19 protein-coding genes and 2 pseudogenes are annotated in these 22,534 nt (G+C 68.7%); 8 read left to right on the top strand and 13 right to left on the bottom strand.

The genetic code is table 11. From position 1 onward, the window contains the following. Window positions 1-139: 139 nt before the first annotated feature. Both NC4_RS13210 and NC4_RS13205 read right to left on the bottom strand, forming a co-directional pair. Window positions 140-358, bottom strand: coding sequence for a hypothetical protein (locus NC4_RS13210; RefSeq protein WP_067537111.1), 219 nt, complete (start codon window positions 356-358; stop codon window positions 140-142). Next, a complete protein-coding gene (locus NC4_RS13205; protein ID WP_067537108.1) occupies window positions 355-711 on the bottom strand; it encodes a hypothetical protein in 357 nt (118 codons plus the stop codon). Before NC4_RS13205 ends, NC4_RS13210 begins: the two co-directional genes overlap by 4 nt. Window positions 712-1,374: 663 nt before the next feature. Here NC4_RS13205 and NC4_RS13200 point away from each other — a divergent pair. Then, window positions 1,375-1,803 (top strand): hypothetical protein, encoded by a 429-nt coding sequence (locus NC4_RS13200; protein ID WP_067537105.1) that lies wholly within the window; start codon window positions 1,375-1,377, stop codon window positions 1,801-1,803. 182 nt (window positions 1,804-1,985) lie between these two features. Here NC4_RS13200 and NC4_RS40150 read toward each other — a convergent pair whose 3' ends face one another. After that, on the bottom strand, window positions 1,986-2,174 hold the full coding sequence (locus NC4_RS40150) for a hypothetical protein (protein WP_157554651.1): 189 nt from the start codon (window positions 2,172-2,174) through the stop codon (window positions 1,986-1,988). A gap of 349 nt (window positions 2,175-2,523) precedes the next feature. Then, window positions 2,524-2,943: a GlcG/HbpS family heme-binding protein gene (locus NC4_RS13195; RefSeq protein ID WP_084529010.1), complete on the bottom strand. Its 420-nt coding sequence runs from the start codon at window positions 2,941-2,943 to the stop codon at window positions 2,524-2,526. Here NC4_RS13195 and NC4_RS13190 point away from each other — a divergent pair. Continuing rightward, window positions 2,937-3,359: a MarR family winged helix-turn-helix transcriptional regulator gene (locus tag NC4_RS13190; protein WP_067537099.1), complete on the top strand. Its 423-nt coding sequence runs from the start codon at window positions 2,937-2,939 to the stop codon at window positions 3,357-3,359. The two genes, NC4_RS13195 and NC4_RS13190, sit on opposite strands and share 7 nt — an antisense overlap. Window positions 3,360-3,750: 391 nt before the next feature. On the opposite strand, the gene NC4_RS13185 is transcribed toward NC4_RS13190, so the two are convergent. The 4 genes and pseudogenes from NC4_RS13185 to otsB all read right to left on the bottom strand — a co-directional run bounded on the left by NC4_RS13185 (window position 3,751) and on the right by otsB (window position 12,577). Beyond that, a complete protein-coding gene (locus tag NC4_RS13185; protein ID WP_157554649.1) occupies window positions 3,751-5,172 on the bottom strand; it encodes a serine hydrolase domain-containing protein in 1,422 nt (473 codons plus the stop codon). A gap of 16 nt (window positions 5,173-5,188) precedes the next feature. Then, the gene (locus tag NC4_RS13180; RefSeq protein ID WP_157554733.1) at window positions 5,189-7,555 is read right to left on the bottom strand and encodes a phosphoketolase family protein; all 2,367 of its coding nucleotides are present in this window, start codon (window positions 7,553-7,555) and stop codon (window positions 5,189-5,191) included. 2 nt (window positions 7,556-7,557) lie between these two features. Next, window positions 7,558-8,496, bottom strand: coding sequence for a universal stress protein (locus NC4_RS13175; protein WP_067537094.1), 939 nt, complete (start codon window positions 8,494-8,496; stop codon window positions 7,558-7,560). Window positions 8,497-8,589: 93 nt separating this feature from the next. After that, window positions 8,590-12,577, bottom strand: a pseudogene (otsB, locus tag NC4_RS13170) (trehalose-phosphatase). Window positions 12,578-12,715: 138 nt separating this feature from the next. Here otsB and NC4_RS13165 point away from each other — a divergent pair. Next, window positions 12,716-13,711 carry an Acg family FMN-binding oxidoreductase gene (locus NC4_RS13165; RefSeq protein ID WP_067537091.1) on the top strand — a complete coding sequence of 332 codons (996 nt, stop codon included), beginning with the start codon at window positions 12,716-12,718 and terminating at the stop codon, window positions 13,709-13,711. A gap of 309 nt (window positions 13,712-14,020) precedes the next feature. Here NC4_RS13165 and ppsA read toward each other — a convergent pair whose 3' ends face one another. Both ppsA and NC4_RS44565 read right to left on the bottom strand, forming a co-directional pair. Then, window positions 14,021-16,336, bottom strand: coding sequence for a phosphoenolpyruvate synthase (gene ppsA, locus NC4_RS13160; RefSeq protein WP_067537088.1), 2,316 nt, complete (start codon window positions 16,334-16,336; stop codon window positions 14,021-14,023). A gap of 112 nt (window positions 16,337-16,448) precedes the next feature. Further along, entirely contained in the window at window positions 16,449-17,369 is a 921-nt protein-coding gene (locus tag NC4_RS44565) for a DUF302 domain-containing protein (RefSeq protein ID WP_084529007.1), read from the bottom strand. A 286-nt stretch (window positions 17,370-17,655) separates the two neighbouring features. On the opposite strand from NC4_RS44565, the gene NC4_RS13150 reads away from it, so the two are divergent. Then, window positions 17,656-18,105, top strand: a complete 450-nt coding sequence (locus tag NC4_RS13150; RefSeq protein ID WP_501193513.1) for a pyridoxamine 5'-phosphate oxidase family protein — start codon at window positions 17,656-17,658, stop codon at window positions 18,103-18,105. A gap of 13 nt (window positions 18,106-18,118) precedes the next feature. On the opposite strand, the gene NC4_RS13145 is transcribed toward NC4_RS13150, so the two are convergent. From NC4_RS13145 to NC4_RS13135, 3 genes are all read right to left on the bottom strand, one after another. Continuing rightward, window positions 18,119-18,766: a response regulator gene (locus NC4_RS13145; protein ID WP_067537995.1), complete on the bottom strand. Its 648-nt coding sequence runs from the start codon at window positions 18,764-18,766 to the stop codon at window positions 18,119-18,121. Between the two features lie 113 nt (window positions 18,767-18,879). Further along, entirely contained in the window at window positions 18,880-19,878 is a 999-nt protein-coding gene (locus tag NC4_RS13140) for an Acg family FMN-binding oxidoreductase (protein WP_067537082.1), read from the bottom strand. After that, window positions 19,875-20,582, bottom strand: a complete 708-nt coding sequence (locus NC4_RS13135; protein WP_067537079.1) for a hypothetical protein — start codon at window positions 20,580-20,582, stop codon at window positions 19,875-19,877. The genes NC4_RS13140 and NC4_RS13135 overlap by 4 nt, the downstream gene beginning before the upstream one ends. A gap of 181 nt (window positions 20,583-20,763) precedes the next feature. Between NC4_RS13135 and NC4_RS13130 the strand changes: the two genes are divergently transcribed. From NC4_RS13130 to NC4_RS13115, 4 genes and pseudogenes are all read left to right on the top strand, one after another. Continuing rightward, window positions 20,764-21,522, top strand: coding sequence for an SDR family NAD(P)-dependent oxidoreductase (locus NC4_RS13130; RefSeq protein WP_067537993.1), 759 nt, complete (start codon window positions 20,764-20,766; stop codon window positions 21,520-21,522). Further along, a pseudogene (locus NC4_RS45120) lies at window positions 21,519-21,599 on the top strand (hypothetical protein); the annotation flags it as partial. The gene NC4_RS13130 and the pseudogene NC4_RS45120, both read left to right, overlap by 4 nt. Before the next feature lie 28 nt (window positions 21,600-21,627). Further along, window positions 21,628-22,179, top strand: coding sequence for a flavodoxin domain-containing protein (locus tag NC4_RS38915; RefSeq protein ID WP_169814788.1), 552 nt, complete (start codon window positions 21,628-21,630; stop codon window positions 22,177-22,179). After that, window positions 22,176-22,436, top strand: coding sequence for an SHOCT domain-containing protein (locus NC4_RS13115; RefSeq protein WP_067537072.1), 261 nt, complete (start codon window positions 22,176-22,178; stop codon window positions 22,434-22,436). The genes NC4_RS38915 and NC4_RS13115 overlap by 4 nt, the downstream gene beginning before the upstream one ends. Window positions 22,437-22,534 lie beyond the last annotated feature (98 nt).

Here is a 22,534-nt window from a genome sequence, read left to right as displayed (position 1 = left end):
CATCGATCGCCGCCCACGCGGCGGCTTAATAGGACACCGCCGAACCGTCGACGGCCACGACGATCGGTGAATTCAACTGTCCCGCCGGTGCGGTGGTGTTTTCGGTCACGGGGCACTCCTCGAATGTCGGTTCATCTCACTATGTTTCGATCGGACGGCCGAGGCCACGCCATTCGGCTTCCCACTGGAGGCCACGCCTGTGGTTGAGCAGCAGGGCGATCCACCAGTCCAGGCCCGCTGCGGCGACCCAGGCGGCGGTCAGCACCGCCAGCGCGGTCGCGATCCCCTCCCAGACCGCGCTGCCCGGCGGGAGCGGAGCATCCGCGGGTCGCCCGTCGCCGCCGAGCCAGACCGTCACCTCGCTGCCGGGGGCGGTCTGGCGGTCTCCTCCCCGTGGCCCTCGCGCGCCCAGCGCACCAGCGCTTCGTATCGGGGCCGCGTTAATCGCGCGGCCGGAGCCGTCGACCGCGGTTCGGACACCACCTCCGCCATCACCGGGGATTTCACCGCATTGTCGGCCTCGATCCGCGCCACCGAATTCGTATACGCCGCCGTGCCCGCCACACCCGCGATCGGCACCGCCAGCAATGCCAGTGCGATCATCAGCAGGCGGCAGGTCGCCTGCCAGCGATCCGAGCCGCGCATGAGCGGGCTGGAATTCCAGGGCCGCAGCCGCCACAGGCGCAGGCCCGGTTCCGGATTCCGCGACATGACCGTCAGCCCTCCCCGCCCGTCAACGGGCGGCGCGCATTGTCACTCATGGCTTCTCCTCGTTGCGATGTGCTCTCAGCATACACCGGTCCGCCGCCACTCCCCAGAGAACTAGGTCATCCCCCGGCGGGCCGTCCTGCCCCGAATTCGCCTGCCCCGCAACGGTCCGGACCGCGCCGCGACCGCTCGGCTTTCCGGCGATTCGGCACTACTGCTTGGGTCCGGATTTCGTGCTGATATAGGTGGTCACGATCGCCGTGATGGTGATGAGCAGTGCGATGAGCACCGCAGCCGTTGGCCAGTGCATTGTCTTTGCCTCTCAGAGGGTTTCGGATGCCTCTGCCCTTCACAATGCGATCGGCACGGCCGCGGCGGCAGAGCCCGAGGTCACCTCCGCGGCCCCCCGAGGTGGTGGCCTTCTACCCTCATCGGCGCCCCGCAATCCACGAGACGCCGAGCCCGGCCAGTTATGCAGGGTCCCGGCCCGGCCCGGCGTCCGGGCGGAGTACCGGCTTGTCCGGCGCGTCGAGTCTCGCAGACCCGAAAACAACAGTCCCGGAGGCCAAAGTCCCGGCGACCATGGACCAAAGTCACCCCGTCACCCCATCCTGCGGGGCACAAAGCCTCTAGCCTCGGCTATTCCCGCAGGTAGCGTCGATCATCGTGAAATCGCTTGCGCAACACCTACTGTGGTTCCTGCCGATGCTCTGGCTCGGCATGGTCCTGGCGATCTCGTTCCTCGAAGCACCGCTGAAATTCCGGGCCCCGGGCATCACCATCCCCCTCGGACTCGGCATCGGACGGCTCGTGTTCCGGGCGCTGAACACCGCCGAGACCCTGATCGCGCTCGCGCTCCTCGCCGCCACCACGGTGACCCGACCGAGCAATCCCGTCTGGTGGTGGCTGGGTTCGGCGGTCAGAGTACTGACCGTACAGCTACTGGCGGTCCGACCGATCCTTACCCGCCGCACCGACCAGGTGCTGGCAGGTGCGGAAGGCCCGAGATCGCGTGCGCACTACTGGTACGTCGGCCTCGAGATCGGCAAAGTCATCGCGCTGATCGGGCTGGCCTTGGCCGCCGCGCCCCGATAACAGCCATCCCGCCCCCTACGCGGTTCACCGTCCGGGCCATACAGGCCCGATCACACCCGACACCCGACACCGAAACCGGTGGTCCCACCGGCATCCACGAGGACGAATGCGCAGATGTCCACTCATGCAGAATGCTGCGCGTTTCATCGATCGTCGGCCCCGCTCGCGTGCACACCGCGGTGTCAATATAAATTCGGCAGACGAGTGCCGATACGACGGTTGAAGCGATCGTTCAATCCTTCCAGCGGTTCGCTCGCCGCCTTGGCTGCGTCCAAGCTTGTCGCCCAGACGGATTTCCCTGCAGCCACCCGGATCTCGTTCGCGAGGTCGCGAAGAGAGTCGTCGAACACCCTTGCCCGAAGAGAATCCATCTGCAGGATTGCCTCTGACCATCCAGTAGCAGTCGGTGTCTCCCATTTGCGCGATGGCCATGCTCTTGTCCGAGTGTGTCGTAGCCACTTCCTTGCAGATCGTTGCAAGGGATGTGACCAGCGATCCGACAATCACTCCTGCAAACCCGAAAACTGCTGCATCCACGGACATTTCGGGTCCCTACTGTGAGTTACAAAGCTCTGAGCAACCGCGGATCTTCAAGTATGGCGTGCGAGAGCGGCGGTCGCCGCGCGTCTGGCGTCGGATTCGCTCATGCGGCTCCGCATGGCTTCCTCTGTACACGGCAGGGTCCGTGCACAGAGGAAGGCGAGAAGGAGTCGGCGTTTGCTAAGCGGGAATCACGGACCGCAGGGACATCAGCCCTATCTCGGCGCATGCGTCGTCTTGTTCGGGCACGCCGCCGCTGACCGCGATCGCCCCGACCACGACATCGCCGTGGCGGATCAGGCGAGAACCCGCCCCTGCAACGATCGGCGTGCCCGCGACCGCGTCCAGCTGCGCGAACAGCGCCGGCCATGCCTGTTGCATGCGCACCAGCTCGCCGCCGTCGCGGTGGAACAGTGCGACGCTAGAAGCTTTCGCGGGGGCGATTCGTGCCGACAGCGGCGGGGCGCCGTCCATGCGATCGACCACCACCACGTGCCCCCCTCCGTCGACAATCGCGACCGTGACTCGGGCACCGAGCTCTACAGCGTGCGCGCGTACGCGGGTGCTGACAGCACGGGCTTGTTCGGAGGTCAGTGACATTGCTCCACCTCAATTCTCGTGGGCCGACCTGGCTGATCAGCAAGGCGGCTGTGCGAGCACATCGGCTCATCGGCGAAGCGATGGCCGCGGTCGACGGCCGCGCTTACCATTTCGCGATCCTCGCCGCACTCGAAGAATTCGGGTCCGACAGCCAAGTGCGGATCGGTCAACGGTGCGGCATCGACCAGAGCGATATGCACACAATGCTCAAGGAACTGACGGAGATGGGATACGTCGCACGCACTTCGGATCCCAACGATCGGCGCCGGAATCTGATCACGTTGAGCCGCACAGGCCGACAACGGCTGAATGAGCTGGACGCGGCGCTCTCCGGCGTCCAACGCGACCTACTTGACACATTATCGGCTTCCGAGCGAGACCAACTATGGAGCCTGCTCATCCGCCTGCTCGAGTAGATCATCCACAAGAGCGCATCAACACAGGTGAGCCCCGCCTATCCGGGGCGGGGCCCATGAGTTTGACGAATTGTCCAGCGCAACAGGGTGAGGTCACCGACCGGAGTAGTACTTGCCTTGTTCGCCGGGCGATTCGTACCTCGGCGGGCTGTACCAACCGATGCCGTTGCAGGTGCCGCATTTCCGGTATTTAACGTCTCGAAGTGCATCGGTACGTGTTGTGGGCGGGATCATTCTCTTTCCGGTGGCCTCACAGGAGGAGCAGGGCAGCCAATGCTTCGGCACGCCGGGTGGCCGCACTGGTTCGAATGCAGTCATGTCTCAAGGCTATGACAAATCCTGCACCGACCGTGGGGTGTTGATCATTCCGCAGTGTGCGAATCCGGCGGGGTCAGGACCGGGTGCGATGCAGGGTCATGGGTAGCAGGTCGTTGCGCAGGGTGGTGGCGCTTGATGGTGCGGCCGTGTCGAAGAGGATACATGCGGTGCCGAGGCCGAATTCGGACAGGTCGATGCGGAATGCCAGCGGGTCCTTCTCGTCGTCGGGATGCAGTGGAATACCGTGGAGTAGGGCGGGAATCGGGGTGAGGATGCGCAATATCGGAATGCCGCGGCGGATTCGGACGTCGACTCCCGCGCCGAAGGTCAGGCGGGCGCGGATGTCGCTGAGGGAACCTGCCATTCGGTAGCGGCCGCAGATGGCGGGCCAGACTGCGGGGCGGTGCGGTACGGCAGGGTTGATCGCGGGCTCGGGGACGCCGAGCAGACCGCCGAGCAGGTGGGAGGTTTCGGCGGGTAGCCAGAGCATGCCGCGGTGCGCGCCGGTCGCGAAGACGATGACGCCGATTCCGTCGTCGAGGGCGAGCCAGAGTTGCGAATCGAATCCGGGCAGGATGTCCTGGTGTTCGACGACTGCGTGGCCGCCCAGATCCTGGCGGAAGAACGCCAAACCCATGCCGGGCAGCCGTACCTCGGGCCGGTACTGCGGGGCGAACATGGTCGCGACCGTGTCCGGCCGCAACACGGTGCCGTGTGTGTTCGCGCCGCCGCCGAGCAGGGCGGCCGCGTAACGCGCCATATCGGCCATGGTGGAGTAGGCGGCCGAGGCACCGGCCGTCACCATCTCCCGATGCACCACCGCACGCGGGCCGCGGGCGCGCAGGGTGTATCCGGTGGCCAGCCGCGAGCGGGGCGTGTGCCATATCCCGAGATCGGTGGAGGTCATGCCCAGTGGGCGGAAGATGTTGTCACGCAGGTAGTTCGGTAGGTCGGTTCCGGTGACGTCGGCGATGATCTGTCCGAGTGTGGCGAAGCCGTGATCGGTGTAGATCCAGCGCGTGCCGGGTTCGGCACGCACGCGCAGTTCACCGCCGTAATACTCGCTCAGCGTGGGCATCCGGCGGCCCGGGTCGACGCTCTCGCCGAAGTCGGGGCGCAGCAACTGGGCCGGACCCAGCGTCTCGCCGAGACCGGAGGTGTGGGTGAGCAGTTGGCGGATGGTGGGCGGGCGGAAGCCCGCGGCGGTCAGCCGATAGGAACGCAGATAGTCGTGCGCGGGAGCGTCCGGATCGACGAGCCCGCGCTCGCACAGCTGCATGAGCGCGACGGCGGTGAACGTCTTAGTGATGGACGCGATCCGGAACACGGCATCCGGGGAGATCGGCCGTTGTTCGGCGATGTCCGCCACGCCGTGTGCGGCAAAGGATTCCAGTTCGCCACCGCGCACCACACCGGCCGCGAGCCCGACCGCCGCATGCCGGTTCAGTATCGCGCCGATGCGTTCGGACAATCCGAGATGAGCGAGGTCGTGCACGCCGACCACCGTCCTTTCACGAAGCGGTCGGCCGCCAGCGCCAGCCGGTGATGTCGGCGGGGTCGTCGCCGTAGCGGTGGATGTAGGACAGGGCGGATTCGCGCCGGGCCGTGAGCTCCGCGGTGAGTCCCGCGTGGTGCGCGGACAGTCGCGGCACCTCGGCGAGCGCGGCCGCGGCGAGGGTGTAGCGGTCGATGCCGTTCATGGCGCACATGGCGAACGGGGTTGTGGTGGTGCCGTTGTCGGTGAAGCCGTGGACGTGCAGGCCGTCGTGGCCGGGGCGGCGGTAGGCGATGCGGTGGATGAGCCAGGGGTAGCCGTGGAAGGCGAAGACGACCGGGGCGGCGGTGAAGATGTCGCGGTATTCGGGGTCGGAGATGCCGTGGGGGTGGCGGTCCGGCGGGAAGAGGCGGGCCAGGTCCACGACATTGACGACGCGAACGGCCAAGTCGGGCACCAGTTCTCGCAGCAGAGCGGCGGCGGCCATGGTTTCCTGGGTGGGGACGTCACCGGCGCAGGCCAGGACGACCTCGGTGGGGCGGTCCTGGTCGGCGCTCGCCCAGCGCCAGACGCTGAGGCCGCGCTCGCAGTGAACGCGGGCGGCATCGTCGTCGAGATATTGCAGGGCGGGTTGCTTTCCGGCGACGACGACATTGATCCGGCCCCGGCTGCGCAGGCAGTGGTCGAACACGTGCAGCAGGCAGTTGGCATCCGGCGGCAGGTAGACCCGGCTGACCTCGGGGCGCTTGCTGAGCACGTGGTCGATGAAGCCGGGATCCTGATGTGAGGCGCCATTGTGGTCCTGTCTCCACACGTGCGAGGTGATCAGGTAGTTGAGGCTGGGAATGGTTTCGCGCCACGGGAATTCGGCGGCCATGCGCAGCCACTTGGCATGCTGGACGACCATGGAGTCGACAATGTGGGCGAAGGCCTCGTACGTGGTGAAGACGCCGTGCCTGCCGGTGAGCAGATAGCCCTCGAGCCAGCCCTGGCACAGGTGCTCGGAAAGCACTTCGATGACCCGGCCGTCCGGGGACAGGTGGTCGTCCCCCGGTTCGCGGGTGCTGCGCCAGCGCCGTCCGGTCACCTCCAGGATCGCGTCGAGACGGTTGGAGGCGAGTTCGTCGGGCGCGAAGAACAGCAGATTGCGCGGATTGGCGACGAGCGTATCGCGCAGGTAGCCGCCCAGTACCCGGGTGGCCTCGGCCATTTCCGTTCCGGGCGAGGCGAATCCGAGGGCGTGGTCGGTGGGACTGGGCAGGCGCAGATCGATGCTGTCGTGTCCGTGCGCGGCGCGGTTCGCGCTCATGCGCAGGTGTTCGGGATGCAGTCGCGCGATCCGGTCCACGGGCCGCCCCTCCGCGTCGAACAACTCCTCGGGCCGGTAGGAGCGCAGCCACTTCTCCAGCTGCGCAAGGTGTTCGGGATTGTCGCGCACACCGGCCAGCGGCACCTGATGAGCGCGGAAGGTGCCTTCCACCGGCACACCGTCGACCACCGCCGGTCCGGTCCAGCCCTTCGGGGTGATGAGCACGATTATCGGCCGGTAGGGATCACGCGGCCCGGCGCCCTGTTCGGCGTCGTCGCGGATCCCGCGAACACGCGCCAGCGCCTCGTCGAGCACCGTCGCGTAGCGTTCGTGGACCTCGGCCGGATCCTTGCCCTCGACGTACATCGGCTCCCAGCCCTGTGCAGTCAGCAGGGCGTCGAGTTCGCCGCGCGACATACGCGACAGCAGTGTCGGATTGGCGATCTTGTAGCCATTGAGGTGCAGGATGGGCAGCACGGTGCCGTCGGTGATGCGGTCCAGGAACAGCGACCCGTGCCAGCTCGTGGCCAGCGCGCCCGTTTCGGCCTCGCCGTCACCGATCATGCAGGCCACCACGAGATTCGGATTGTCGAAGGCCGCGCCGGTCGCATGCGCCAGCGAGTAGCCGAGTTCGCCGCCCTCGTGAATGGATCCGGGCAGGTGCGGTCCCGCATGGCTGGGTACGCCGTCGGGAAAAGAGAACTGCCGGAACAACTCTCGTATCCCGGACAGGTTCTGCCCGACCTCCGGATGCCGCAGCGAATAGGTGCCTTCGAGCCAGGTCGCGGCGTTCAGAGCCGCCGCGCCGTGTCCCGGGCCCAGAACGAACAGCATTTCCTGGCCGGTGCGCATGATCGCGCGATTGAGGTGCGCGTAGGTCAGCGTCACGCCCGGCACGGTCCCCCAGTGCCCGATCAGCCGTCGCTTGATGTGCTCGGGCCGCAGCGGCTCGGCGAGCAATGGGTTGTCCACCAGGTAGATCTGCCCGGCGGCGAGGTAATTCGCGGCGCGCCACCACGCGTCCAGGTCGATCAGATCCTCGCGCAAACCGGTGTGGGCGCCGGACATGGTCATGGTCATGACTGGATTTCCTCTTCGCGATCGGGCCGCACCACCATGATCGGGCAGTGCGCGTGCTGGACCAGGGTGTGGGCGGTGGATCCGAGCAGCAGGCCCTTGAATCCGCCGCGGCCGCGATTGCCGACCACGACCAGTTGCGCGGTCTTCGACCAATCCAGCAGCGCCGCGGCCGGATCGTCCATGAACACCCGCCGGGTGATGTGCACCTCCGGATACTTCTCCTGCCAGCCCGCCAGGCGCTCGGCCAGCACTGCTTCCTCCACGCCTTCGAGACCGTTCAACGTCACCGTCGTCCCCCGGCCCGCGAATCTGCCCGTGTCCCAATCACTCCAGGCATGCACGGCCACCAATCCGGTGCGGCGCTCGGCCGCCTCGGCGAAGGCGGCCGCGATGGCGACCTCGCTGATCGGGCTGCCGTCGATGCCCACGACGACCGGACCGGAGTCCCGGATCACGGTGCCGTTCTTGTCCTCCGGCCGCACCACGATCACCGCGCCCTGCGCGTGGCTGGTCACCGCGAGCAGTGTGGAACCCAGGTGGGCGGTCGTGCCGATGGTCCCGGTGGCGCCTCGGACGACCGCATAGGCCTCGGCGCTGCGCTCGATCAGCAGCTCGGTCCCGGTATCGGAGGTCATGGACGTCGACACCCGCAGATCGGGCCGACTGTGCAGGGCTTCGGCGCGGGCGTGCGCGAGCAGGGCGCGGCCGTGGGCCCGCAGGCTGTCGACGACCTGCGGGATGATCACCTCGTAGGGTCCGAAGACACTGCCCGCGGCAGCCAGTTCCAGGCCGTGCACGATGCACAGCTCCCGGTCGCGCGCGGCCGCGTAGTCCGCGGCCCAGTGCAGTGCGCGTTCGGATCCCGCGGATCCGTCCACCCCGACGACCACGGCGGAGGAGGCCAGTCGGTGCGGGTCATGGTCCTGGTGTGTCATCGTGACCTCCGATATTCCGTGGGTTGTCGGTGTTCCGGCGAACCGGTCAATTCACCGTAGAAAGACCGGGCGGGTCCGTTCTGCGGTCTCTCGTCACCGGTCCGGGGACGAAAGGCCCACGGCCGGAAGCGGGATGCGCACGGTGGTACCGGCCGCCAGCAGTTCGGTGCGGCCGTCGCAGTGGATCTCCACCGGGTCCGCGGTGCCGGGATCGGCGCCGATCTCGAGCTCGCTCGCGCTGATGCGGACGGTGAGGCGGTGCCCCCGGTAGACGATGGGAAACCTCAGGATGCCCAGCTCGCTGGGCCAATGCGGGTGAAAGATCAGCCGGTCGGCGCGGATCTCCATACCGGTGAAGCAGCGCTGCACCAGGTCGATGCTGCCCGCCATGGCGCCCAGGTGGATGCCCTCCTCGGTGGTGCCGCCCTGAACGTCGGCCACATCGGATTCCAGCACGCGCGCGAAGAAGTCCATGGCCTGGGCGCGGTTGGCCCGCGCCAGCACCCAGGCGTGCACCAGTGCGCTCAGCGTGGAGCCGTGGGAGGTGCGCGCCAGGTAGTAGTCGATGGTCCGCGGGATCATCTCACCGGGCAGTGCGTAACCGAGCCGGTCGAGTACCTCGCGCAGTTCGTCGGACGACAGCAGGTAGAACAGCATGAGCACATCGGCCTGCTTGGCGGCCTTGTAGCGGTTGACGTCGTCGCCCTCCGCCTCGAGGATGCGATCCAGGCGCTGGATGTCGCCGTAGCGGCGGCGGTAGCCGTCCCAATCCAGTTCGGCCAGTTCGTCGTAGCCCTCGAACTGGCTGATGACCCCGTCGTGGAACGGTACGTACATGCGCCTGCTCACATGCTCCCAGCGCGCCGGCTCCGCGGGCGAAACCGCCAGTGATTCCAGCAATTCCGCCCGCGCCCGCGGGGTCAGCCGGTCCAGCGCCTCGAGCGCCCGCATGAGCGTCCACACCGCCATCACATTGGTGTAGGCATTGTCGTCGACGCCCGCGCCGGGTGCGCGGGGCGATCCGGTGTGGAATTCGTCGGGGCCGATGACGCCGCGCAGGTGATAGCGATCGTGGGCGGGATCGTAGTCGGCCGCGCTGGACCAGAACCTCGCGATCTCCACCAGCAGCTCCGCGCCCCGGCCGGTCAGGAATTCGATATCCCCGGTGGCCTGATAGTACTGCCACACGTTGTAGGCGACGGCGCTGCCGATATGGCGGGCGCGCGCGCTCGGGTCCGGATTCCAGTGTCCCGACAGCGGATTCAGATGCAGCAGCTGGCTCTCCTCGCGGCCGTCGCTGCCGGATTGCCACGGGAACATCGCACCCTTCAGTCCGGCCGCCGTGGCCGCGCGCCGCGCCTCGGGCAACCGGCGGTGCCGGTAGCACAGCAGCCCTCGGGTCAGATCGGGGAAACGCGGATTCAGCAGCGGGAAGACGAACAGCTCGTCCCAGAACACGTGCCCGCGATACGCCTCGCCGTGCAGGCCGCGCGCCGGGACGCCCACGTCCAGATCGGCGGTGTGCGGGGACAGGGTCTGCGCCAGGTGCACCAGATGCAGCCGCATGACCCGCACCGCGCCGTCGCCATGGCCGTCGAGGTCGATGCGCAGCCGGTCCCACAGGTGTTCCCAGGCGGCGGTGTGGCGTTCGAGCAGGTCGGCGAATCGTCCCGCGGTGTCCAGCCAGCGGGCGGCCGCATCGCCCGGCGCGGACACGGCATGGTCGCGGCCGGTGGCGATGACCGCGACCTTCTCCAGGACGACCGTGTCCCCGGCGTCCATCGCGACACTGTGGTCGTGTCCGATACGTCCGTCGCCGTCGATGAGTTCCGTTGCGGGACGGAGCTTCACGCCGTCGCGGTGCAGGGTACCGCGCGCCGCGGTGGCGATCGGTATCGCGGACTGCGTGGTCCGGGTTTCCAGCAGCACCGATTCGGCCGAGAGCTGGCGTGCGGACACCGTCTCCAGATGCGTGTGCGACAACTCGCGGTAGCGCGCCACCAGGTCGTTACTCACCGAACCGTCGACCGCGGACCGGAAAATCGCTGTCCCCGACCAGTTCTCGGCGGTCACCGCGGTCTCCAGCGCGCACAGGTGCGGTTCGTGCATGGACGCGAAGCGGCGCTGGCGCACCCGCGTGATGCGGCCGGTGGCGTCGCGGAAGCGGATCCGCCGTTCGAGCACCGCCCGCCGCAGATCGAATTCCTGCCGGTAGGAAAGCAATTCGATGCTGTCGAGGTCGAACCAGTCGCCGTCGCCGATACGGAAGGTCACCGGCAACCAGTTGGGCAGATTCACCATGCTCTCGTTGTCGATCGTGCGCCCGGCGACGCGGTCGTCGAGCCGGTTGCCGACGCCCGCCACATAGGTGCCCGGATAGTGCCGCTCCCCCGCCACCGATTCCGGCGCCGCGCCGCGGACTCCCAGATAGCCGTTGCCCACCGTGCACAGGGCCTCGCGCAGCCGCTCGTGCGCCGGTTCGTAACCGTCGAAGCTCAGCACCCAGGAATCGGAAGCGGCGGTCTCGGCCGCGGTGCTCAACTGTTCGGCCAGGCGATCCAGCAGGATCCGGACGCCGGAGGGCCCCGGCACCGCGAACCGGGCGGCGGTGCGGCGGTCGCCGTTTTCGCCGTGCCGCACCACGATGGACTGGCCGTCGGCGGCCACGGCGTCGAAGGCGTCCTCGTCGGTGAGATCGTCGCCCAGGTAGACCGGCAGCACCGAGACGGTCAGATGCCCGAGAATCCAGCGCAGGGCGGAGCCCTTGTCCCAGTCGATATCCGGCCGCAGTTCGACCACCTTGCGCCCCGGGGTCACCCGCAGGCTCTGTTTGGCGGCCAGTTCGTGCACAGCCGAGACCACCGTCGCGACCTGGTCGGCGGCGACCTGCCGGTAGTGCCAGGATTCCCGCAATGTCCGACAGCCGTCCGCGCAGTTCCGCGGCCGCCTCGGCGAGGGCCTGTTCCGCGCCCGGGGCGGCGTCGTGAATATGGGTGGTCCCGTCCGGGGCGCGCAGTTCGAACCCGTGACAGCCCGCGTACCAGAGTCCGTCGACGCCGACCCGGGCCCGCAGATCGTCGAGTTCACGGCCGCTGACTATTGCGACCGGGCACCGCGCCGCCAGCCGCTCGAGCGCGGCCGCGGCCCCGTCCACGAGGGTGGCGGCCCCGGGTGCGGGCACGATCTCCGACAGGGTGCCGTCGAAATCCAGGAGTACCGCGATCTTCTCGGTATCGAGCAGATCGCTGATGCGCACCCACGATGTCAGCGCGTCCGGTACCTCCGACATGCGCCGGAATCCGATCCGCAAGGCCACCTCGGCGAGATCGTCCACGACGATGTCGGCGCCGCGGTCACGCAGTCGCTGCGCGTGATCGCCGCGGTTCACGCCGATCACCAGCCCGAATCCGCCCGCCCGCCCGGCGGCGACCCCGGCCTCGGCGTCCTCGATCACCACCGTGCGGCCCGGCTCCGCGCCCAGCCGCCGGGCAGCCTCGAGCAGCATGTCCGGATCGGGTTTGCCCGCCAGCCCGAGTTCCTCGGCGACGATGCCGTCCACGCGCACCGGGAACAGGTCCCCGATACCGGCCGCCCGCAGCACCTCGGCGCAATTGCGGCTCGCCGAGAACACCGCCACCCCGATGCCCGCCGTCTGCAACCGGCGAATCAGCGCGACGGTCGAGGCGAAGGCGGGCACGCCGTCGCGGTCGAGCCGCTCCTTGAACAGGCGGTCCTTCCAGTTGCCCAGCGCACACACGGTACCGGCGTCCTCGGCATCGCAGGGATCGCCCCACGGCAGCGAAATACCGCGGGTGGCAAGGAAATCGGCGACCCCGCGATAACGCGGCTCCCCGTCCACCGACCGCAGATAGTCCGCGGCGGTGAACGGTGCGTGATCCTCCCCCGCCGCCTCCGGCCGCGCCGCCAGGAACCGATCGAACATCTCCGTCCACGCGGCGGCATGCACCGACGCGCTATCGGTGACGACACCGTCCATATCCAGGATGACGGCGTCGTGATGGCGCGAATCGATCACCGGCACAGTCCATTTGCTCTCGGTCACGAGTCCAAGGGTGGGCATCGGTGACCGATGGTCCTAGAGTCGGAGGTCCCGGCGTGGGCGGCGTTGGGCCACCCCCGCGATCATCGGTGGCCTGTGTCCCCGGTCCAGGGACCAAGGGCCCCTGTCTCCGGCGCCCGACCCTTCTAGCGTGGGCCTATGAGTCCAGTACCCACGCACGAAACCGTCGAACTCGCCGTCGGCAGAGCCGGTCGCGCGCCCTCGCTGCACAACAGTCAGCCGTGGCGGTGGGTATTCGACGGGTCGGTGCTGCACTTGTACTCCGTTTCCGGCCGCCTGCTGCACGCGGCCGATCCGTCGGGTCGGCAGTTGCTGATCAGCTGCGGTGTGGTGCTCGGCCATCTGCGTGCCGCGCTGGCCGCGGAGGGCTGGGATACCCGGGTGGCCTACTTCCCGGACCCGGCCCATCACGTCCATGTGGCGACGGTGTCCTTCGAGCGCGCCCGCTTCGTCACCGATGCCGATCGCGACCGCGCGAACGCCATCGAGCGGCGGCGCACCGACCGGCTGCCGTTGCTGGCCCCGGCGAGGTGGCGGGAGTTCGAGGTCGTGCTGCGGCTGCTCGTCGATCCGCGCGATGCGCTGCTGACCGTGCTGCCCGCGAGTACCGGCGCGGAACTTGCCCGCGCCTCCCGGCTGGTCACCAGCCTACGCCGCCACGACACTCCCTATCAGGCCGAGTTACATTGGTGGGCAAGCGATTCACCCGCCTCGGCCGGTATCCCGCCCGACGCCCGGATCTCCGCGGGCGAGCGAGCGCGTGTCGCGGTGAGCCGCGCTCTGCCGACGACGAGCGCCCCGGACCGTCGGACCGAGATCGCCGGTGACGAGGCCGTGGTGGCGGTGCTGTCCGCGGGTGACACCCCGGAGGAGTTGGTCCGCTGCGGCGAGGCACTGTCCACGGTCCTGCTCGAATGCACGGTCATCGGCTACGCCACCTGCGCGCTGACCCATCTCACCGAACTGCCACCCAGCCGGGCCGTCGTGCGTGCACTCACCGGCCGCCCGGAGCAGCCTCAGATCCTGATCAGGATCGGCACCGCGCCCGCCGATGCGACGCCCCCGCCGCCGACCCCCCGACTGCCCGTGAGCGAGATATTCGAGGTCGTGCCAACCCCTCCGCACGTGTGGTGATCCCACTGAGGCGGGTGGTGGCCCGGGTGCGGCACCCCCGATTCGAGTTGGATCTTCGAGTTGGTCCGAGGCTGTACGCTACTCGCCGCGGGTGCCGCCGTCACGCCATTGTGGCAGGGCCGCCCGTCCAGGCGACGCCGTTGTCGCCCCGAGTAATTCGAGAGTTCGAGCTCTGCCTCTATTCTTCGCCCGGCATCCGCCCGACGGCAGGATCCATGGTCATTTCCGGAGGGCAACGCTGCCTCGGATTCCGCGTACCCGGGACCGTCGATCCCGGGTCTTTGGTCCTATTCGCAGGTCGACGCCCGGCTACCCCGGTTGACCGTTCCCGCCCACCGCGTGTTCGAGCAGCAGGCGCCGTTCGGCCGCGGCCACCATTCGCCTGGTTCGATGCACCGCGTCGGGTGCGACCGAGATCGAGGTGATGCCCATGCGGACCAGGTGTTCGGCGAATTCGGGGCGGGTCGAGGGGGCTTGGCCGCACAGGGAGGAGGTGATGCCGTGGCGGCGGGCGGTGGCGATGATGCGGCCGATGGCGTCGAGGACGGCGGGGTCGGCTTCGTCGAACAGTTCGGCGCAGTCCTCGGAATCGCGGTCCACGCCCAGCATGAGCTGGGTGAGGTCATTGCTGCCGATGGAGACGCCGTCGATGCCCATTCCGATGTATTCGGGCAGCCAGTGCACCACCGAGGGCACCTCGGCCATGACCCAGCGGTGCATGCCGCGCTGGCGGCCCAGCGGGCTGGTGTCGACCAGGCGCAGGCATTCCTCCAGTTCCCAGCGGGTGCGCACGAACGGAATCATCAAGTGCAGGTTCGGGGTCCGCTCGCGCACTCGCGCCAGGGCCGCCATCTCGAGCCCGAACAGCTCGGGCTGGCGGACGTAGCGGTAGCAGCCGCGGAAGCCGATCATGGGATTGTGCTCGATCAGTTCGTACTGTCTGCCGCCGTCGAGCCCGCGGAATTCGTTGCTGCGCATGTCGATTGCCCGATAGACGACCGGCCGGGGCGCGAAGGCCGAGGTGATGCGGTGCAGTGATTCGGTCAGGCGCTGCACGAACAGCTCGCCCTCACCGCGCGCGATCAGATCGCGGGGGTGCCGCCCGCCCAGCGCCTGGACCAGCAGCACCTCCGCGCGCAGCAGGCCGACGCCGTCCACGTCCTGGGCGGCGACGCGTTCGGCGGATTCGGGCAGCGCGAGATTGACGTAGACGTGGGTGCCGGTGGTCTCCGCGGGCGCCGGTCGCGCCATCGGCGCGGCGGGCGCCGCGGTCACGGCGGGCGCGGGCGCACCGCTCGCGGTGCGGACCTGGCCCGCCGAACCGTCCACCGTCACCTCCATGCCATTGGTGAGATCCGTTGTGGCCGTGCGCGCCCCGACCACACACGGCACGCCGAGCTCGCGCGCCACGATCGCGGCGTGGCAGGTCATACCGCCGCTGTCGGTGACCACCGCGGCGGCGCGGGACATGGTGGGCAGCCAATCGGGATTGGTCATCGGCGCGACCAGCACCTCGCCGTCGCGCAACTGCCCGCCCTCCGCGGGCGAGCGCAGCACGCGCACCGCGCCGTTCGCCTGCCCGGGCGCCGCCGCCAGCCCGCGCACCAGCACCAGTCCCGGAACCGCCCGCGCCATGGGCTGTTTCACCTCGGCGTCGGGCAGCGTGGTGATCGGGCGGGCCTGCACCAGCCACAGTCCGCCGTCGTCGATGGCCCACTCCACGTCCTGCGGGAGTCCGCCGTGGTGCTGCTGCACCCGCAAGGCCAGCCGCGCGATGGCGATCGCCTGATCCTTGGTGAGCACCGGTGTCATCGTCTCCTGATCGGTCAGCTCCCGGCGCCGGTCTCCCTCCGGTCCGGCCTCGATGGCGAAATCCTGCTTCCCGGGACGGGTTTCCAGCAGGGTGAGCCCGTGCGCGTCGAGGGTGTAGGTATCGGGTTCCACCGCGCCGGACACGACGACCTCGCCCAGGCCGCGGGCGGCGTCGATGATCACCCGATCGCGCCGCCCGGTGGCCGGTTCGGCGGTGAACGCCACGCCCGCGCTGTGCGCGGGCACCATGCGCTGCACCACCACCGCCATGCTCGGCCGGTCGGCCAGTCCGCGGCGCGCCCGATAGGTCAGGACCCGGGGGCTGAACAGCGAGGCCCAGCATTCCCGGAGCGCGGTGAGCAAGGGTTCGTCGCCGCGAATATTGGTGCGCGAGAAGTTCATTCCCGCGAACGAGGTGGATGCGCCGTCCTCACCGATCGCCGAAGAGCGCACGGCGACCGATACCGCGTCACCGAGGTGGTGGTAGGCCGACACGACGGCGTCGCGCACGGCGGGGCCCAGCGGCGACTCGTGGACGAGTTCGCGCATCCGGCGGCACATTTCGTCGAGCTGCCGCTGCCGCGCCGGATCGGCCGATACGGCCGCTCCGAGGGCCTGATCGTGGAGGGTGTTCAATTCCGCGCCGTGCGGGCCCGCTCCGATCACGTCGTCATAGCTGGACTTCAGGATCACGAATCCCGGTGGCACCGGCAGTTTCGCCGCGACCAGCTCGCCCAGATTCGCCCCTTTGCCACCGGCCCGGTCGGCATCGGCCAACCGCAGTTCCGCCAGTTCCGCCACATAGTCGCCCATCACGGCTCCGATCCCTCGACTGTCGTTACAGCCAGCGTCTCCGGTCGCGCCGCCGGGTGTGAGGGGCGAAGGTCCTCGTGCGCGGCGGCGATGGGCCCGAGCGGAATCATCGTCAGCGGGCCTCCGTGGCGGCCGCATGATCACGGCCGCCGGAAACGCCCGGGTGCGCGGCGGTCTCGCGCAGGCTGTGCAGTGCCGCATCCAGCAGTCGCCGGGCCTCGAAGGCCATCAGGCGCAGAGACCCTTGGGACGTGGCGCCGACCAGGACTGCGGGGTCGGCGGCCTCCACCAGGAAGCCCGTCTCGTCGGCGCGAATCACCACAGTGCACGGCAGCAGCAACCCGGCCTGCCGGTCGGCGTCGAGCGCCTGGTAGGCCAGCCGCGGATGGCAGGCGCCCAGGATCAGGTAGTCCTCGATGTGCTCGCCCAGGCGCTCGCGCAGGACGGACTGGACGTCGATTTCGAACAGTATTCCGAACCCCTTTTGCCGCAAGGCTTCCCGCGTCCGGGTGACCGTCTCGGCGAATCCGGTGTCGAGATGCACGACGAGAGCGGGCGCGGGCGCGATGGGAATACGGATCTCGGTGATGAGCTCGCGCGGGTTGCGCACCTCGTCCGGTCCGACGAGATAGGACTCCGTGGGCGGTCCGATCGGCCGGTAGCCGGAGTCCCGCAGCCATTCGCGCAGTGCGCGATAGGCGGCGTCGAGATCGCGATAGCTGCCGCGATGGCAGGTGCGAGCGACCAGGGTGGCGGGCTGGATGTCGATGTGGCCGCCGGAGGCGGGCCCGAGATTCGGCGCCGGTTCCACCGGCAACCCGAAGTCGACCACGACAGCATCGGACACGGGCAACTCGTGGTGGAAGGTGATGCTCGGCGCGCCATTGGAGATGAGCCCGGCGCGCGCCGCCACACCGGCCAGCTCCAGCATTCCGCTCATGATCCCGTCGCTGAGCAGATCCGAACGTATCTCGTGCGGCACCCGCAGCACGGTCTGTGGTGCGGTTTCGCACAGGCTCACTTGGTATTGCATGACACATCGCCTCTCTCAACGGGTTCCGTTTCAGACTCCCGCCGGGAGCGGTCGCACCCACAGAGGACAAGGTCCCGCTCCACCGAGCAGAACGCAGTGTGATTGCCGCATCCGGCCACGCGCCGCGGTTGCGCGGTCCCGGGCCATCGCACAGTTACCTACTGCTCTGGTGCGCACGTCCAGTTACCGGAGTTGGGGGACTTTCGTCTCTGTCCGGCGGCGGCATCGCATGCTGCCATGTACAGTGACCTTGCCGAAGCCGACTTGTTCGAGAGGATTGTTTGTCGTGAGCGGATTCCCCCACGCTGCCGGGACTCGTGGGGCCGTGGACCTGACGCGCGACGAGGCGATGCGCCTGCTGGCGGGCGTCCCGTTCGGGCGCGTGGTCTACACCCGCGAGGCGCTCCCGGCCATCCGCCCCGTCAACCATGTCGTCGTCGACGACGAGATCGTCATCGTGCGCACCCGGCTCACCACGCGCCTCACCTCCACCGTCCGCGCCGATACCCATGTCGTGGTCGCCTACGAAGCCGACGAGATCGATCCGGTCCGGCGCGCCGGTTGGTCGGTGGTCGTCACCGGAATCGCTCGCCCGGTCACCGATCCGGATCGGTTGGCCCGGTACGAGCGACTGCTGCGGCCGTGGGTGGGCGGCGACCCGGACAGCGCCATCGCCACCGAACCGACCCTGGTGACCGGTGTGCGGCTCGTGCCGGACGAGCGGCTCAGCGCCTGAGGGACGCCGCCCGCTAGCGCGAACCCGGATGCTCGCTACGGAGTTTCGAGGCGAAGACCGCTGCCTGAGTACGGCGTTCCATGCCGAGTTTGGCGAGCAGCCTGGAGACATAGTTCTTCACGGTCTTCTCCGCGAGGAACATGCGTTCCGCGATCTGGCGATTGGTCAGGCCCTCCCCGAGCAGATCGAGCAGGGTGCGTTCCTGGTCGGTGAGATCGGCCAGCGGGCCGTCGGGCCGGGCGCTGCGGCGCAGCCGTTCCATGAGCGCGGCGGCGGCGCAATTGTCGAGCAGCGAGCGGCCCGCACCCACCTCCTTGATGGCCTTGGCCAGTTCCATGCCCTTGATGTCCTTGACCACATACCCGCTGGCTCCCGCAAGGATCGCGTCGAGCATGGCCTGCTCATCGGTGAACGAGGTCAGGATCAGGCAGCGCAGATCGTCGAGGCGGGACAGCAGTTCGCGGCACAGTTCGATGCCGTTGCCGTCGGGCAGGCGGACGTCGAGCACCGCGACATCGGGGCGCAGCGCGGGGATGCGGGCCAGGGCCTCGGCGACATCGGAGGCTTCGCCGATGACGGTGAGTTCCGGATCGGATTCGAGCAGGTCGACCAGTCCGCGGCGTACGATCTCGTGATCGTCGACCAGAAATACCTTGGTCATGGCTTTTCCCATCGTCGCCGGGGTGATGAAGACAACCATAACCCTGTCCAGCGATCCGGACAGAAGGCCCAAAGTCACTTGATCTTGAGACTTCGAGCACCGCCGCGGCGAGCTCAGCGGGCCAGGGTGAAGATGTCGGCCAGCGGGCGACGAGGCGTCGGCGGGACCGATTCGCCCGGGGGGACGACACCGATGCGGATGACGAGCTGCGGTGTACCGCGCTCGTGGGTGGCCCGCGCGAGCATCGTACGGTCCGAAAAGATTTCGGTGAGGTGGGTGAGCGGACAGGTACCCAGTCCGGCGACGGTGCATTCGAGCAGCACCGCCGAGAGCGCCTCACCGGTGCGCAGCCAATCGGCGATGGAGTCGCCGGGCGAGCTGAACACGACCAGGCGCGCGTGATCCTCGACTCCGGCGCGGCGCGTGGAGGGCGGCGTGACGGGGAAGGCGCGGCCCACCCCGACCCGCCCGTACTCGGAGGCCGAGACTAGCGCATCAGCCGGAACCCCCTCCACATCATCGGAATGCCCGGCCCACCAGTCGATTTCGGCCTGATACATGAGGTCGTAGCGACGCAACGCGGCGGACTGCTCCGAGGCCATGGCCAAGCGCGGCCGGACGTACTCGTCGAGAGCGTCGAGTTCGATGTAGTGCGGTGAGGCGAGCATGCGCAGCCGGTGCGCCAGCGCGTCCCAGCCCTCCGGCGCGGTCATCGGCAGCCGGTCGGTGCGGCGGCGCTCGATGACCCCGGCCCGGGCCACCAGGCCCGCGGGCGGATTCGGCCACGGCCGGAAAGCGATCTCCGCCAGGTACTCCGGGTGCGCCGGATCGGGCACGCGCACCGTATCGGTGTGCCAGCCCAGTGCGCCGAAGACCGTGCGGGCGTGATGCAGCATGGCGCCGCAACTGATGATCATCTGCCTGCCGTTCGGATCGGCGCTGGCCAGCAACCGATCCGGATCGGTGTGCAATTGCAGTTTGTCGGCGGCCAGCACCCAGCGCCACGGCTGGGTGTTGTGCACCGACGGTGCGCGGGCGGCCCGCCGCAGCGCGGCGCGAATCGTCCGATGAGCCGGAAGGGATGCCGGGGCGGGAACCGGAGTAGCGGTCATACCCCGGGTGTGCTCGGGGAGACGGTGTCCGGATACGGGCCTTCCTCCCGAGTCTCCAGGCTGTTGGTCACCGCCGCCGCCTGCAGGCGTTCGGCGCGCGCCTTGATGCCTTGCAGCATCTTGGCTTCCATGACGAGGCTGCCCGGCTCCATGACCATCGTGAACCCCAGCCGCGCGGGCCAGGACATCCCCTCGGTGGAGATGCGGTTGCGGCTCACCAGCCGGGTGCCGCCGGTCGTCGGGTACAGCCCGAAGGCCCACGTCCAGTGGTGGTCCTCGGAAGCGAAGACCAGACTGTGACCGCCCGGGTCGAGAATCGCCACCCGCATGCGCGGTCCGTCGTCCCCCATCGGCATGACGTCACCGACCGCGAGGTGCTGGAATTCCGGCAGAATGCGGTCGGCGCTGTGCATGTTCAGGCCGAACAGGTTCTCGATCCAGTCGTAGGTGTAGGCCCCGCCGCGCCCGGGCCCCAGCTGAACCAGCCACGGCCAGATGCGCTCCGGATCCGCGGCGACGGTAATGGCCCGGGTGGTGACGACATCGGGCGCGCCCAGCAGGCCGTCGCCGGGCATGGCCCGCGCCACCTCGTCCGCGCTCGCGCCCCAGGTCAGGCATTTCCGCCGCGCCAGCAGCGGATACCCGGCCATCAACCCCACTGCCGCCGAGGCGATTCCGACCGCGCCCGCGGTGATTTTGCGCATGATCTCCTGCTTTCGCTCGAGGATTACCCGCTGATCATGTGCCGCGCGCCCGTCCGGCGTCAGAGGCGGAAGTCGCGGCCCAAGGCCAGCCATTTCGATGACCTTCGACCGTCCCGGTCGGCATGGCAGCGGTGGATTCTCGATGCAACAGCTATCCATCCAGCCACCGGAAGGCAGCATCATGGCTGATCGAACGGGCCGAAGCGCGATCGTCACGGGCGGCGCCCGTGGCATAGGCGCGGCGATCGCGACCGCCCTGGTGAAGGAAGGCTTCGGCGTCACCATCGCCGATATCCTCGTTCACGACGGCGAGAAGCTGGCCGAATCCCTCGGCCGGGCAGCGCGTTTCCATCGCCTGGACGTGACGTCCGACGACGACTGGCAGCGCGTGCTCGACGAGACCGTGAACGAGTTCGGGCCCCTCGGCGTGCTCGTCAACAATGCGGGCATCGTGGATTTCGGCACGGTGGAGTCCGAATCCCCGGCCATGTTCCGGCATGTCGTGAACGTCAATCTGTACGGGCCGTGGATCGGCATGCACCTCGCGGCGCCGCGCATGCGGCAGGCCGGTGGCGGCGTCATCGTGAACGTCTCCTCGACCGCCGGTTTGATGGGCTATGCCGGAATCAGCGGCTACGTCGCAAGCAAATGGGGCCTGCGCGGCCTGACCAAGGCCGCGGCGCTCGAGTTGGGGGCGGCCGATATTCGCGTGTGCTCGGTGCATCCCGGCCCGATCCACACCCCGATGACCGCGGGCATGGACGACTCGTTCGCCGCGGCGCAACCGCTGCCGCGGTTCGGTGAACCGGACGAGGTCACGGCCATGGTCCGCTTCCTGGTCACCGAGGCCACCTACTCCACCGGATCGGAATTCGTCGTCGACGGCGGCGCCACCGCCGGGCAGGCGCCGGTCGTCACCGCAGGAGGGGACCACTCATGAACAGCCTCATCCTGGTCGCCTACGCATCCCGGTACGGGTCGACCCGCGAGATCGCGGAGCATCTGGCGGCGACGCTGCGCTCGGCGAATCTCACCGTGGACTGCCGTGCCATGGACGAGGTGGACGATATCGCGGGCTATCGCGGGCGCGCCGTTCTACTACGGCCGCTGGCCGCGCGCGGCCCGGCGCTTCCTGGGGCGGTTCGGACCGACGCTCACCCATCGTGACGTCGCGCTGTTCGCCACCGGGCAGGTCGATCCGCGACAGCCCGAGGCCGAGGCCCGTGCGCAACTGGATCAGCTACTGCGCCACTACGATTGGCTGCGCCCCACGGCGGTGGCAATGTTCGGCGGACGCTGGGATCCGGCGCTGCTCACCGGCTGGCATCGCCTGCTGCGCCGGATGCCCGCCTCCCCATTGCGCGTGCTTCCCGCCGCGGACCTGCGCGACTGGGCGGCCATCGACCGCTGGGCCGCCGTCATCGAGAAGAAGACCAGATCCCGCTTCGCCCAACCAGGTTCGAGCCCGTCCGCTCGCGACTCCGGATCCCGCGCCGGCGCCTCGCTGTCCGCGATCGGCGAGTACGTCAACGATCAGCAGCGAGAACCGCTGCACCGCACCACCACTGACACACCACGCAAGGAGAAGGAGCAATGATGCGCTGGTACGACCACGATATGAACGGCTGGGGCTTCGCCGGAATGGGCGTGGGCATGCTGTTGTTCTGGGCCCTCATCATCGCGGGCATAGTCCTCGTCGTGCGGCTCACCGCCCGCGACTTCGACCGCCCGGCAACCCCGCACGAGCCGCCCACCGCGGAGGCGGTGCTGGCACAGCGCTTCGCGCGCGGCGAGATCGACGACACCGAATACGCTCGCAGGCTGGCCGTACTGCGCGGGCAGCCCGCGAAGTAGCAGTCTTCGGCCGCGATGCCGATCGATTGCGGCGACCCCGCGGCCTCGTGGCCGCGGGGTCGCACTTGTCCGACGCGGGGCAACACTGACTCGCGGGC

This window comes from Nocardia crassostreae (genome assembly GCF_001613405.1).
Taxonomy (GTDB): Bacteria; Actinomycetota; Actinomycetes; order Mycobacteriales; family Mycobacteriaceae; genus Nocardia; species Nocardia crassostreae.
The sequence above is the reverse complement of the archived record's forward strand: the minus strand, read 5'-3'. Positions and strand labels throughout refer to the sequence as shown.